The sequence below is a fragment of the Notoacmeibacter marinus genome (genome assembly GCF_002238045.1).
Classification (GTDB): domain Bacteria; phylum Pseudomonadota; class Alphaproteobacteria; order Rhizobiales; family Rhizobiaceae; genus Notoacmeibacter; species Notoacmeibacter marinus.
On the sequence record NZ_NBYO01000003.1, the window covers coordinates 1 to 13,993 of the forward strand.

Genomic DNA, 13,993 nt, shown 5'->3' on the forward strand with positions numbered 1-13,993 from the left:
ATGCGCCACGCGCAGAACCTGGAGACGGTCAACACCTATGAGGGCACGCACGACGTCCACGCCCTCATCCTCGGCCGCGCACAAACCGACATCCAGGCGTTTTTCTGAAGGCTCAATCGATGGACCGCTCGGCAATCGTTCATGACAATTTCTTGAGGCGGGTAGCCGAGGGCGACCTGCCGGAAGGTCGTGCGCCAGAGGGGCCGTTGCCGGCGTCAGAGGCTGTCTCGATCTACCGTTCCGGCTGCCTTTGCCGCGCACTGGACCGCCAAAGCCGAGCCATGCAGGCGGCAGGGCAGGGCTATTACACGATCGGTTCGTCCGGCCATGAGGGCATGGCGGCCGTCGCCTCAGCTCTGCAGCCGACCGACATGGCGTTTCTGCATTACCGTGATGCCGCGTTCCAGATTCATAGGTCGACCCAGGTGCCGGGCCAGTCGATTACATGGGACATGCTGCTGTCATTTGCCTGCTCAACGGACGATCCGATTTCGGGCGGACGACACAAGGTGCTCGGATCGAAGGCCCTGAACATCCCACCTCAGACATCGACCATCGCCAGCCATCTGCCGAAGGCGGTTGGCGCGGCCTATTCGATCGGCTTGGCTCGGCGTCACAAGCCGGAACACCAGGCGCTGCCATCCGACGCCATCATTATGTGCTCGTTTGGAGATGCGTCGGCGAACCATTCCACCGCCCAGGGAGCGTTCAACACGGCCCAATGGACGGCTTATCAAGGCATTCCGATGCCGCTCCTCTTTGTCTGTGAGGACAATGGCATCGGAATCTCGACCAAGACACCACAGGGCTGGATTGCCGCGACCTTTGCCAACCGGCCCGGCATGAAATATTTCGCCTGTGATGGGCTCGATATGTTCGAGACCTATCGTGTTGCGCAGCAGGCTGCCGACTATGTGCGCAAGCGTCGTCGTCCGGCTTTTCTGCATATGCGGACGATCCGCCTTTATGGCCATGCGGGCGCAGACGTGCCGACCACCTATATGAAAAAGCACGAAGTCGAGGCAGAAGAAGCGAACGATCCGCTTTTGCATTCGGTCCGTCTGCTCGCCGAGTCCGGGGCGCTTGAGCGATCGGAGGCGCTCGACATCTACACTGAAACCAATGCGCGGGTGGAGCGCGTGGCCGAACAGGTGATCGAACGTCCCCGTCTGAAGACCGCTGGCGATGTCATGGCGAGTCTCATCCCGCCACCGCGCATTTGCCAACCAACCAATGGACCATCACCGGAGGCGCGTGCGGCCGCCTTCGGCAACGATCTGAAGGCGATGGATGAGCCGCAGATCATGTCGCGGCTCATCAACTGGGCGTTGACCGATCTCATGCTTCAATATGGCGAAATCGCAATGATGGGCGAGGATGTCGGCCGGAAGGGCGGCGTTTACGGGGTCAGCCAGAAGCTGATCGGGCGGTTTGGCCCTTCGCGGGTGATCGATACGCTCCTCGACGAGCAATCCATTCTCGGTCTTGGGATCGGCATGGCGCATAACGGGTTCCTGCCGATGCCGGAAATCCAGTTCCTCGCCTATCTGCACAATGCGGAAGATCAGTTGCGCGGCGAAGCGGCGACGTTGCCCTTCTTCTCCAACGGCCAGTATACGAATCCAATGGTCGTCCGTATCGCCGGTCTCGGCTACCAGAAGGGGTTTGGCGGCCATTTCCACAATGACAATTCCGTCGCGGTGATGCGCGATATTCCCGGGCTCATTCTGGCCTGCCCGTCGAACGGCGCAGATGCCGCCATGATGCTTCGCGAATGCGTGCGGCTGGCGCGCGAGGAGCAGCGGGTCGTTGTCTTCCTCGAGCCGATCGCCCTCTATTCCATGCGTGATCTCCATCAGACCGGCGATGGCGGCTGGTTGACGCGCTATCCCGATCCGTCGCGGCGGATCGCCTTCGGTGAGGTCGGCGTTCATGGGGACGGTGAGGACATTGCGATCCTGACCTTCGGCAATGGGACTTATCTGTCCCATCAGGCCCAGAAGCGGCTGGAAACGGATGGCACCCGAAGCCGCGTGATCGACCTGCGCTGGCTGTCCCCGCTTCCCGAAACGGCGATCCTGAAAGCGATCGAAGGCTGCCAGCGCGTTCTGGTGGTCGATGAAACCCGCCGTACGGGCGGCGTTGCCGAGGCGCTGATGACGCTGCTGACCGAACGCACCGTCCTTCCGCATACACGATTGAGCGCCGAAGACAGTTTCATTGCCACCGGGCCGGCCTATGCGGCGACGATGCCGTCCGCCGACTCCATTTTCGAAGCAGCACTATCGCTGATGAAGGTGCCGGCATGAAGAAGACCGCCATCGTCATCTGTCCGGGCCGAGGCACCTACAACAAAGCCGAACTCGGCTATCTTGGGCGTCATTTTCCCGACGGCGCGCTTCTGGATGCGTTCGACGCCCAGCGTCAAACGGGAGAACAGAAGACGCTTACCGATCTGGACGGCGCAGAACGGTTTTCGGTTGCCGATCACACGCGCGGCGACAATGCGTCGGCCCTTATCTATGCCGCGACATTGGGCGATTTTCTTGCCATCGATCGCGATGATGTGGAGATCGTCGCCGTCACCGGCAACTCGATGGGTTGGTATTCGGCGCTTGCCTGTGGCGGCGCGCTTTCGCCCGAAAACGGCTTCCGTGTCGCCAATACGATGGGCACATTGATGCAGCAGGCGCTGATCGGCGGCCAGATCGTCTATCCTTTCGTGGACGATGACTGGCAGGATCAACCAGCGCGCCGCGCCGCCCTGTTGTCCAAGGTCGGCGAGATCGCCTGTCGCCCCGATCATCGACTCGGCCTTTCCATCGATCTCGGCGGCATGTTGGTGCTGGCCGGCAACGAGGCAGGGCTGAAAGCCTTCGAAAGCGAAGTCGAACCCGTCCAGCAACGTTTTCCCATGCGGCTCGGCAATCACGCGGCCTTCCATACGACCCTGCAGGCGCCGGTCGCGGAAAAGGGCCGCGCGCGACTATCCCCTGACCTCTTCCATCAGCCGGATCTGCCATTGATCGACGGGCGCGGTGCGATCTGGTGGCCACATGCGACCGACACGCAAGCGCTGTGGGACTACACGCTCGGCGCGCAGGTGACCGAGACATATGATTTCACCCGCGCGATCGCCATCGCGGCGCGTGAGTTCGCACCCGACCTCTTTATCGTCACCGGCCCTGGCACGACTTTGGGCGGCGCGGTGGCCCAATCGCTGATACTTGCGCAATGGCGCGGCATGGCTACCAAGGCTGATTTTCAACGACAACAGACCGAAGCGCCGCTTCTGGCCGCTATGGGCATGGCCGAGCAGCGCGCAACCATATCCAAGGGAGCAACACGATGAGCCATAAAGACGTTCTGACCGCCGCGGGACTGAGCGAATCCGAACTGACGGGCGGCACTCTTTCCGTTCACTCGCCGATCGACGGCGCCGAAGTGGCGCGGGTTCAGGAAACCGATCCTGCCGACATGCCGGTCATCATCGCCCGCGCGCAGGATGCCTTTCGCGCCTGGCGCAAGGTTCCAGCGCCACGACGCGGCGAATTGGTCCGACTGCTCGGTGAGGAGCTTCGTGCGTCCAAACACGAACTCGGCGCGGTCGTCACGCTCGAGGCCGGCAAGATCGTTTCCGAAGGGCTCGGCGAAGTGCAGGAGATGATCGACATCTGCGATTTCGCCGTCGGTCAGTCGCGCCAGCTCTACGGTCTCACCATCGCATCGGAACGCCCGGGCCATCATATGAGGGAGACCTGGCATCCGATCGGGCCGTGCGGCATCATCACCGCCTTCAACTTTCCCGTCGCCGTCTGGTCCTGGAATACAGCGCTTGCGCTGATCTGCGGCGATCCGGTGATCTGGAAACCATCGGAAAAAACGCCGCTGACCGCCATGGCCACAATGAAGGTCATGGAGCGCGCCCTGAAACGCTTCGGCGACGACGCTCCGGATGGCCTGGCCCAACTGGTCATTGGCGGCGCGGAGATCGGCGAAGCACTCGTCGCTTCGGAAGATGTGCCGATCCTGTCCGCTACGGGCTCGACCCGTATGGGCTCCGTCGTCGGGCCGAAAGTGATGGAGCGGTGGGGCCGACCAATCCTCGAACTCGGTGGCAACAATGCGATGATCGTTGCGCCGTCCGCCGATCTCGACATGGCGGTGCGCGCCATCGTCTTTTCGGCCGTGGGCACTGCCGGGCAGCGCTGCACGAGCCTTCGCCGCGTGATCGCCCACAATTCCATCAAGGACGACCTGGTGACCAAGCTGACCAAGGCCTATCAAAGCCTCCCGGTCGGCGACCCGCGCAAGGACGGCACGCTGGTCGGCCCGCTGATCGATGCGCAGTCGCGCGAGCGGATGCAGGCGGCGCTTGAAACCGCCAGAGGGGATGGCGCCATTGTGCATGGCGGCGAGGCCGTCACTTCTGATGTTCCCGATGGCGGTGCCTATGTCGCCCCGGCTGTCGTTGAAATGCCTTCCCAGACCGAAATCGTCCGGACCGAAACCTTCGCGCCGATCCTTTATGTGATGGGCTACGATGCAATGGACGAGGCGATCGCCATGCAGAACGACGTGCCGCAGGGCCTGTCCTCCTGCATCTTCACCCTTAATATGCGTGAGGCCGAAACCTTCCTTTCCGATGTCGGCTCCGACTGCGGTATCGCCAATGTCAATATCGGCCCTTCCGGCGCCGAGATCGGCGGCGCATTCGGTGGCGAGAAGGAAACGGGCGGCGGACGCGAAAGCGGCTCGGACGCCTGGAAAGGCTATATGCGCCGACAGACAAATACGGTGAACTATTCCGACGAATTGCCGCTGGCGCAGGGCGTCAAGTTCGATATCTAAGCGACCAGCACCGCTTCCATCGCGTTCGGTTCGGTCATCCGGTGATTGTGGTATGGTGGCGGGGTAAGCGGACCGCATCGATCTGATTGGAGAAAGGAGAAAGCATGACTAAACGTTTGCTGGCTCTCCTTTTCCTCGCCAGTTTTGTAGCACCGGTTCCTACCGGTTTTGCAGCGCAGATGCTGATGCTCGAACAGCCAGGCTGCGTGTGGTGCGCGCGCTTCAACGAGGAGATCGCACCGGCCTGGCCGCAGACGCCGGAAGGACAGCGCGCGCCGCTGCGACGTATCGACATCACCGAGCCCTGGCCGGATGATCTTGAAGGTGTTTCGCGTGATATCATGACGCCGACCTTTATTCTGGTCGAAGATGGTGTGGAGGTCGCGCGGCTGCGCGGTTATCCCGGCGATGAATTCTTCTGGTTTCGGATCGGCGAACTGATGGACGGTTTGCCGAAAGACGACAAAACAGACTGAGCGTCTACGGATCCGCGTCGGACGCGAAAGCTATTGCGCGGAAGGGTTGGACTTCGCAATCGTCGTTCCTGACGCGAGGTGATGCTGGCAATAAACTCTCCTGCAGTTTGCAGGAGAATATGATGGATTTCGTTCCGCTTATCGATTCGGTTGGAGAACCGGCCACCGCCGCGATCATCGGCCTCGGCCTCGGCGCCGTTTTCGGCATTGCGCTGGAGCGCAGCGGGTTTTGCACCCGCTCGGCGGCGATCGAACTCTTTCGCAACACCAAAGGTCGCGCATTGCCGGTCTGGCTGATCGGCTTTGCCGTCTGCGTCGCTGCCGTTCAGGCGATGCTCTGGTTCGGCGTCATCAATGTCGGGGAATCTCGCTTTTTCGCCACGCCACAGACCGTGTCCGGCGCGGTTCTCGGCGGCGCGCTGTTCGGTATCGGCATGGCGTTGGCGCGCGGTTGCGTATCGCGCCTCGTGGTGCTCGGCGCGAGCGGCAATCTCCGCGCGGTTTTCAGCGTGGCGGTGATTGCGGTGACGGCATGGGCGACGTTTCAGGGGCCGTTGGTGCCATTGCGCGACGCACTCGGTGGTCTGATGAGTTCGGCGGCGCTCGGCGGCAATGATCTGGCTGCGGTGAGCGGCATCGGTCAATTCTTCGGTCCGCTTTTTGCGTTTGTTCTTGTCGTCGCAGCGCTCGCTGTAGCGCTTCGCCGTGGTCTCTCGCCGGCTTACGCGCTGGGTGGCGCAGTCGCAGGCGGCACCGTCGCGCTCGGCTGGTATGCGACGTACCAGTTTTCCGGACAGGTGTTCGATCCGGTTCAGCCGGAAAGCCTGTCCTATATGCGGCCGTTGGCCAACACGCTGAATTTCATCGGCAGCGGCGGTGCAACCGATGCCCTGTCGACGGATGTCGGCATTATCGCCGGGACCGTGATCGGCGCGCTAGTCAGCGCGGTGGTTTTCGGCCAGTTCCGCATCCGAACCTTCGGCGAGGCCGGCGTGCCATCGATCTGGCGCTACGGCGCCGGCAGCATCCTGATGGGTTTTGGCGGGATCACCGCCGTCGGCTGCACGATCGGGGCTGGCTTTACCGGCGGTGCGGTTCTTGCTGTGACGGCTCTGATCGGGCTGGTCGCCATGATGGTGTTCGCCGGCCTGACCGATTTCGTCTTGCGGCGGTTGGAAGACCGTCCGCTTGTTGGCAATTCGACAAGCGATCTCCAGCCGGCGGAATAGTTCGGACCACTTCCAATAATGAAAACGGGCGGCGCATGCGTCGCCCGTTCCCACATTCATAGACGTCTTTCTGATCAGGCGGAGCCGAAGATGTCTTTGGTAATCGCTTCGTACCAGGCGACCGACTCGTCATAATTGGCCGCCCGGATGGCGGGATCTTCGCCGGTCTGGCTGATGAAGCTGGCCGTCGACGTGATCTTGCCGTCGGCTGGCGCATATTGCGCACCGACCTTGACGTCATTGTCCGTCGCGATGAGGCTCCAGCACGTGTTGGCGTAGCGGGCCGGGAATTTCCGCGCATCCGTCAAATCTGCACGGATCGCATTGGCTGCGACCTTGGCCTGGCTGTTGGCAGAAAAAGCACTTTTCGGCATATCGCCTGCGATACAAGCATCGCCGATCACGAAGATGTTTTCGTCCATCGTGGAACGCATGCTTTCGGCATCGATCGGACAAAAGCCGCTATCGTCGGTCAGTCCTGCGGCAGTAGCGATCTCGCCGGCCTTCTGTGCGGGCACAATGTTGAGAAGCGCGCCTTCGAATGTGTCGAAATCGGTTTCGACCGTGCCGGCTTTTGCATCGACATTCTTGATGCCGCCGTGAATATCTGGGCCGATCCACTCAACCATGCCGGGATATTCCTTCTCCCAACCTTCCGAGAACAAACCCTGCTTGGAGAATTTCGGTTTGGGATCGAGGATGACGATCCGGGCCTCTCTGAACCCTTTCTCTTTGAGCACATGCGCCATCATGGACACACGCTCATAGGGGCCGGGCGGGCACCGATAGGGGTTGGGCGGCGGCACCATGACGATCTGGTCGCCATCCTCCAACGCGTCCAGCTTCTCCTTCAGCAGCTTGGTCTGCGGTCCGGCCTGCCAGGCATGCGGCGCAATCTCGCTATCGGCTTCGGAGTAGCCCGGAACGGAATCGTAGATCAGGTCGATCCCCGGCGCGACGACAAGCCGATCATAGGCATGGGTCGAGCCGTCATCCAGCTGCACCGTCTTTGCCGATGTGTCGATGCCCGTCGCCTTGCCTGTCACCTTCTTCACGCCCATCGCGGTCAGCGCATCCCAATTGTGGGTGATGCTGTCGAATGTCCGGAAATTACCGAGATAGAGGTTGGAGAAGAAACAGGTCGTGTACTCTTCATTCTGTTCGATCAGGGTGATGTCCAGCGCATCGCCAGCGTCACTGGCCAGCTGATGGGCGACCGTGCCGCCGCCGGCGCCGCCGCCAATGACAACGACTTTCGGTTTCCCGCCGTTCTGCGCAAATGAAAATACGGGCAACGCCGCGCTTGCCAGCGCCGTCGCACCCAGCAATGTGAATTGCCGTCTCGTCAGCTTTGTCATCTGTCGTCCTCCCGTTTTGAACCAATCCAAAAGGCCCGGCCAGGAGACTGGAAGGACCTACCGTTCTTTGGCCGCGTACCAGGCGGCGAGGGCGGCGATCTCCTCATTGCCCTTCGTCGTCATCACGGTCTGCATCACCTTATTCTTTCGAAAGCCGGTGCGGTACTCAACCATCGCGCGGATGAGCGCCTCCCTGTTCCGACCGGCAATGGCCGGGATCTGGGCCTGTTTCGGCCCATCGACAGCATGGCACGACACACATTCGCCGGCGAGATATTCGCCATAATCCAGATCCGCCGTCACCTCGCCGACCGCCGCGATAGCGATCTCGACCTGACCGTAATCGATCTCGTCGCTTGCGAAAGCCCTGTCCGACACGGCGAAAAGAACGATGGCCCATGCCAGCGCCTTTCGTGCCAACAGATCAATCAATAGCGCCGGCTCCCAAATTCTCATCGCCGTCATCATCTGCCGTATCGGGCGTAACGTCCAGAACTCTTGCGCGCATGGTGATCTCCGCCGGGCTCTCCTTGCAGTCCGTCATGCAGACTTCAGCGGCTGCATCCGACGTGTTCTGCGGCTCGGACTGTCGGTCGTCCGGCTTGAACCCATCCGCATTCGGCATTTCGATCCCTGTAAAATTCTCGTTGGACAGTTCGAAATCGTCATCCACCAGATCGTTGAGATACAGAATATAGGCCACGAGCGCGTAAGTCTCGTCCTCGCCGAGAGAGCGGGAACTGCCGAAGGGCATCGCCCGATGGACATAGTCATAGACCGTCGACAGATAGGGCCAGTAGGAGCCGATCGTCTTGACGGGGCGCTCGTCCTTCAGTGTGCCCTGACCGCCGGCAAGCATCGGCCAGCGGCCGGCGCCTTCGCCGAACGCGCCATGACAGGAGGCGCATTTCTCATCGAAAATAGCTTCGCCTTCGGCAACCGTTCCGGAACCGATCGGAAGCCCCTTGCCATCGGGGCGAACATCGATGTCCCAAGCGGCGATCTCGGCGGGCAACGCCGGACGACCGAGATTCATCGGCCCACCGCTCGGCGGTGCGGCAGCCAAGGCGACCTGGCGGTCGTCATCGGTTTCGGCCGCCGCGTCCACGCTCTCACCTGCGCCATCGGCTTCTTCGACTTTGGGAGCCGGCGCGACAGCAGACGAGGATTCAGTCGCCGGTTTGGAATCGCCCTTTACGTCATTTGCCGCGGGTTCTTTCCCGGCCATGCCAGGATTGGGCTCGTTGGCCGCCGCAATCTCTTCGGCAGTCGACGTTTTTTCCGCTCCATCGGGACCGAACCGATCCAGATAGGCGATGATGTCGGCGATCTCGCTTTCCTTGCGCAGACCGGCAAAGGCCATTCTTGTGCCTTTGATCTTCTTGCGCGGGGCTGCGAGATATTCGGCGAGGTCATCCCGCGTCCAGACAAGACCATCATCGGCCGCCTTCTTCATGCCTCTGGAATAACGAAAATCCTCGATAGCAGCGGCGGGACGCTCGACGATGCCGTTCAGGTGGGGGCCGACCCGGCTCTGCGCGTTCGGCCCAACAGTATGACACCCGGCGCAACGCTTGAAGATCGTTTCGCCGTTGGCGGCGTCCTGCGCCAAGGCGGACGGTGCGGTCAGCCCCATGCCTCCCATCAGGGACACTGCAATCAGAGATTTAGGAAACCTCGACATTTTCGGTCACTCCGTCTGCGCGGACATGCCAGGTCTGGATGCCGTTGTTGTGATAGATCGAATTCTCGCCGCGCTCGGCACGCAGCCGGTCTTTCGTCGGCTGAACATTGCCGTCTTCGTCGATGGCCCGCGATTGCAGGAAGAGCTCGGCGCCGTCCCAGTCGAAATCGTGGTAGAAGCGATAGGCGCCCTTGCTGCTGCCGCCTTCCAGCCGGGCCTCGGACCAGTTGCGGCCACCATCGATCGAGACGTCGACTTTCGCGATCCGGCCGTGACCGCTCCACGCCAGCCCGGTCAGAACGGTGCGGCCCTTGCCATGCGTCAGCGGCGCCTGGGGTGAAGGGTTGGTGATAACGCTTTTGACGTCCATCACGAACGTATGACGCCGTGCCACACCATCGGCCAAGAGGTCGGTGTATTTGCTGGTCTCCTCACGCTGTTCCCAGGACCGGTCCCCGAGTTCCAGCCTGCGAAGCCATTTGATCCACATATTGCCTTCCCAACCGGGTACGACGAGGCGGATCGGGTAGCCCTGCTCGGGCCGGAGCGCCTCGCCATTCATCTTGAAGGCGACGAGGCAGTCATCCATAATCTTTTCCATCGGAATGGAGCGGGTCATCAGCGAGGCGTCGCCGCCTTCGGCCAGCAGCCATTTGGCCTGCGGCTTCACGCCGGCCTCTTCCAGCAGGTAGCGCAGCGGCACGCCGCAATATTCCAGATTGTGGATCATGCCATGGGTGAACTGGCAGCCATTGAGCTGTGCGCCGCGCCATTCCATGCCGGAATTGGCCGCGCATTCCAGAAAGTAGACGTGATTTTCGCGGGGGAAGCGTTTCAGATCGTCGAGCGTAAAGACGAGTGGGCGCTCCACCATTCCATGGATCATCAGACGGTGATCTGCCGGGTCGATGACCGCGACGCCGCCATGATGCCGCTCGAAACAGAGGCCACTCGGCGTGATCGTGCCGTCGAGCGCGTAGAGGGGCGTGAAATTGACCGATGACTTCGCATCGGCCGTCAGCCAGGGGACGCTCCGCCGAACGACATCCGATTCGTACTGGCTCGGCAGGCCATAGGGCGTGGCGTCGACGCCCTTACCCAAATAGCGCGTCCAGTCCTGCACCTCGGTGATCAGGGGATCGGGCTCTGCGGCCCGCGCTCCGCCCGCAACGGCTAAAGCGCCGCCCGCGGCGCCTAGCCCGGCTTTCAGGAACTGACGCCGCGCATTGCCTTTGCTGCCGCCATCATCTGCGGAATCCACCATCGGCTCCTCCCAAAACCTAATGTATTCTAATATAACTATGTATTAGAAGATTCGGCTTGTCTACCGCAATTTCAGCGGGGAGGGGTCAAATACCGACGACTTTTACAATGTCGCTTCCTGAAGCCGTAACGGTCTGCTTGCGGGTGATGTAGCTTTCCATCACATCCCAGATGGCGGGTCCTTCGACATTCTCGTTCACCGAGGCCCAACCGGCGACCACGTAGCTCCTGTCCATGTCTATGGGTTCGCCCGTCGCCGTCATGGTCATGTCGGAAATCCGGTTCCCCATCGTCTCCTTCGGCGCGCAAGTGTAGGCCATGCCGCCGACGCGAACCATGTCGCCGCCCTGCTGGAAATAGGGATCCTTATTGAAGAGATTGTCGCAGACGTCTTCCATGATCTCCTTGATCTGCAGGCCGGAGAACTCCAACCGATAGACCGAAGGGTAGGTCATGGAGGTCTGGTTGTGCAGATCGTCGATGGTGATGTCCTGACCGGGCAGAAGCGTTGCGCCCCACCGGAAGCCGGGCGAGAAGGACAGCTGGGCGTCGCGTTCTTCGATCATGCCCTGGCAGATCACATCGTCCCATGTGCCGTTGAAATTGCCGCGACGGTAGAGAAGATCGTCCGCTTGGCCGATGACCCGATTGAGTTCGTCTTCATAGGGTGCGCGGATCTCGTCGATCTTCGCGGCCATCGCCGGATCGGGCGCGATCACGTCGGCGAAGATCGGGATCGTCTTTGACTGGTGAGCCGTGACCTTGCCGTCCCTGATGTCCAGATCGACGCGACCGACGAATTTGCCATGGCTGCCCGATGCGAGCAGCAGCGTCTTGCCGATCTCGATGGCGCGCGGGATGGCGTCGTGCGTATGGCCGGTCAGGATAACATCGATGTCCGGCACGTCGCGGGCCAGTTTCTGATCGACATCGAAACCGTTATGCGACAACAGGATCACCACCTCGGCGCCATCGGCCCGGGCCTTTTCGACCTGTGCGGCGATCACCTCGGGACGGATGCCGAAACTCCAGTTCGGAATCATCCAGCGAGGGTTGGCGATGGGTGTATAGGGCATGGACTGGCCGATCACCGCGACTTTGTGGCCAGCCACTTCTCGCATCATTGCCGCATCGAAGACCGGCTCGTCCCAAGTGGTATCGAAAACATTGGCGGACAGGAACGGGTATTGCAGCGCGTCGATCAGTTCGAGCACGCGGTCCTCGCCATAGGTGAACTCCCAATGGCCGACCATCGCGTCCGGTTTCAGCAGCGCCATGGCGTCGACCATGTCCTGGCCCTTGGTCTGCAGGGAAGTGTAGCTGCCCTGCCATGTGTCGCCGCCATCGAGGAGCAGCACATTGCCGTCGCCCCGCTCGGCCCTCACGGCGTTGACCACGGTGGCGATGCGGTCGAGACCGCCCATGCGGCCATAGGCCTTCGCCAGGTTCACATAGTCGACCATCGTATGCGCGTGGGCGAGGGCGCTGCCCGGCGTCAGGCCGAAATGCTGCAGAAAGGCTTCGCCCACCAGATGAGGTGGTACGCCCTCGAACATGCCAACGCCGATATTCTCGCTCGGCGGTCGGAAATAGATCGGCTTCAGCTGTGCGTGAATGTCCGTGACGTGAAGGATCGTCAGATCGCCCGTCGAATCGAAGGCCAGAAGATCGTCCTGCGTCAATTGCTGCTGGGCAGCCAACCGCGTGACATTGGACGAAAAGCCGATCGTTCCGGCGGCGACCGCCGACCATTGCAGGAATTCGCGGCGTGTGAACATGACAATCCTTCCCCGGCGGCTCCACTGTCACCGCCGGCCTACGCTTAAATGGGTGTCTCGCAGGCGAACCGGCCGCTTAGCGCGACCGGATATGCGACCTACTGCCGCACGGCTGGCGTTTCCACGGAAAGGCCCGTGCCGCGCCAGGTGACATAGGTTTCCAGCGCCATCAGATCGTCCGAGAAGGCCTTCGGGATCTCGGCACGCGTATCGCGGACGCAGCCACGGAAACGGTTATGCAACGAGATCAACTTGCTCTGCTTGAGCCGGTAGGTCGGAAAGCCGTTGACCTGCCCCTGCGACAAATGGTCGGCGCGGATCATCTGTCCGTTATGATCTTCATGGCAGTTGGAACAGGACAGGTTCAACTGACCCGTGCGCGTATAATAGAGTTCCTTGCCGCGGTCCCACCATGTCTGCAGTTCGCCCTGGCTGAGATCGAGCTTGACCGGCATACCAAGCGACTGGTGCTTAATGAAAGCAGTGAGCGCCTTCTGCTCTGCCGCATCGAACTTGTAGGGCTCTGCGCCCATATTCTCTTCGCGGCATTTATCGATCTGCAGCTCGATATTGATCGGCCGCTTGGCGTCAGCATCCCATTTCGGGAACGATGCACCCACACCCTTCATGTCCACTTCCGGTTCGGCATGACAGGATTCACAGGACTTGCCAGCGGTGCCTTCCACGACGGACCAGAGTTCGGCACCCTGTTCGACACCGAACATGCCGGGATTTTCGAAGCTGTCCTCTTCGAGCGCACGGGTCTCCGGCTCACGATAGAGCCAGCCGGAATAAAGCGTGTCGAAAGGATGGCCTTCCGGAGCGGCCGTCTTGACCGTCATCTCCTTGCCGTCGATCGTCAGCGTCGCATCCGCCGGATCGGCGGTCGCCTTTGTCAGCATTACCGGACTGGAGAACAGCGCCAGCACCGATGCTGCCAGGATCACCTTCTTCGTCACCGTTTCGTCCTCCCTTTCGATCCGGCTGGCGCACGCAGTACGCCGCATGAATGTTCGTCGAGATAGCCCCCTCAAGCGACCTCGATAGCCTCTTCGGTCTCGTAGACCGAGCCGTCATCGTCGACCCAGGTAAATTTGAAGGTGCCGCTTTCCGGCACTTTCACGGCAAATTCGAAGTAGGGGTTGGATGAGATAGCCGGCTCGATATCCGCCTCGAAGACGGTCTTGTCATTGAACGTGACCGTGAACTTGTTGATGATCTGGCGTGGAATGACCTCGCCATTCTTGTCCTTGCGTTGACCCGATTCCATTTCGTGGCTGATCAGGGTCTTGATGGTAATGATCTCGCCGGCGCTTGCCGATTTCGGCAGTTTGACACGGGGCTTGGAAGCCAT

The 13,993-nt window shown here is 61.1% G+C and carries 12 protein-coding genes; 5 read left to right on the forward strand and 7 right to left on the reverse strand.

From position 1 onward, the window contains the following. The first annotated feature begins 119 nt into the window (after positions 1–119). The 5 genes from B7H23_RS12330 (at position 120) to B7H23_RS12350 (ending at position 6,556) form a co-directional block, all read left to right on the forward strand. Positions 120–2,309: a thiamine pyrophosphate-dependent enzyme gene (locus tag B7H23_RS12330; protein WP_094077785.1), complete on the forward strand. Its 2,190-nt coding sequence runs from the start codon at positions 120–122 to the stop codon at positions 2,307–2,309. Continuing rightward, positions 2,306–3,352, forward strand: coding sequence for an acyl carrier protein (locus B7H23_RS12335; RefSeq protein ID WP_094077786.1), 1,047 nt, complete (start codon positions 2,306–2,308; stop codon positions 3,350–3,352). Before B7H23_RS12330 ends, B7H23_RS12335 begins: the two co-directional genes overlap by 4 nt. Further along, positions 3,349–4,851 (forward strand): L-piperidine-6-carboxylate dehydrogenase, encoded by a 1,503-nt coding sequence (gene amaB, locus B7H23_RS12340; protein ID WP_094077787.1) that lies wholly within the window; start codon positions 3,349–3,351, stop codon positions 4,849–4,851. Before B7H23_RS12335 ends, amaB begins: the two co-directional genes overlap by 4 nt. 104 nt (positions 4,852–4,955) lie before the next feature. Further along, positions 4,956–5,327, forward strand: coding sequence for a transcriptional regulator (locus tag B7H23_RS12345; protein WP_173861912.1), 372 nt, complete (start codon positions 4,956–4,958; stop codon positions 5,325–5,327). A gap of 119 nt (positions 5,328–5,446) precedes the next feature. Further along, positions 5,447–6,556, forward strand: coding sequence for a YeeE/YedE family protein (locus tag B7H23_RS12350; protein ID WP_094077789.1), 1,110 nt, complete (start codon positions 5,447–5,449; stop codon positions 6,554–6,556). Between the two features lie 74 nt (positions 6,557–6,630). Here the strand turns inward: B7H23_RS12350 and B7H23_RS12355 are convergent, their stop codons facing one another. The 7 genes from B7H23_RS12355 to soxZ all read right to left on the reverse strand — a co-directional run bounded on the left by B7H23_RS12355 (position 6,631) and on the right by soxZ (position 13,993). After that, on the reverse strand, positions 6,631–7,914 hold the full coding sequence (locus tag B7H23_RS12355; RefSeq protein WP_094077790.1) for an NAD(P)/FAD-dependent oxidoreductase: 1,284 nt from the start codon (positions 7,912–7,914) through the stop codon (positions 6,631–6,633). A 57-nt stretch (positions 7,915–7,971) separates the two neighbouring features. Then, complete coding sequence (locus B7H23_RS12360) at positions 7,972–8,346, reverse strand: c-type cytochrome (RefSeq protein WP_094077791.1); 375 nt, start codon at positions 8,344–8,346, stop codon at positions 7,972–7,974. Continuing rightward, positions 8,339–9,598: a c-type cytochrome gene (locus B7H23_RS12365; protein WP_094077792.1), complete on the reverse strand. Its 1,260-nt coding sequence runs from the start codon at positions 9,596–9,598 to the stop codon at positions 8,339–8,341. Before B7H23_RS12365 ends, B7H23_RS12360 begins: the two co-directional genes overlap by 8 nt. Next, positions 9,582–10,862 (reverse strand): sulfite dehydrogenase, encoded by a 1,281-nt coding sequence (soxC, locus tag B7H23_RS12370; RefSeq protein WP_094077793.1) that lies wholly within the window; start codon positions 10,860–10,862, stop codon positions 9,582–9,584. The genes B7H23_RS12365 and soxC overlap by 17 nt, the downstream gene beginning before the upstream one ends. 85 nt (positions 10,863–10,947) lie before the next feature. Continuing rightward, entirely contained in the window at positions 10,948–12,639 is a 1,692-nt protein-coding gene (gene soxB / locus B7H23_RS12375) for a thiosulfohydrolase SoxB (protein ID WP_094077794.1), read from the reverse strand. 98 nt (positions 12,640–12,737) lie between these two features. Then, on the reverse strand, positions 12,738–13,541 hold the full coding sequence (soxA, locus tag B7H23_RS12380) for a sulfur oxidation c-type cytochrome SoxA (protein WP_094078363.1): 804 nt from the start codon (positions 13,539–13,541) through the stop codon (positions 12,738–12,740). A gap of 128 nt (positions 13,542–13,669) precedes the next feature. Then, a complete protein-coding gene (soxZ, locus tag B7H23_RS12385; RefSeq protein WP_094077795.1) occupies positions 13,670–13,993 on the reverse strand; it encodes a thiosulfate oxidation carrier complex protein SoxZ in 324 nt (107 codons plus the stop codon).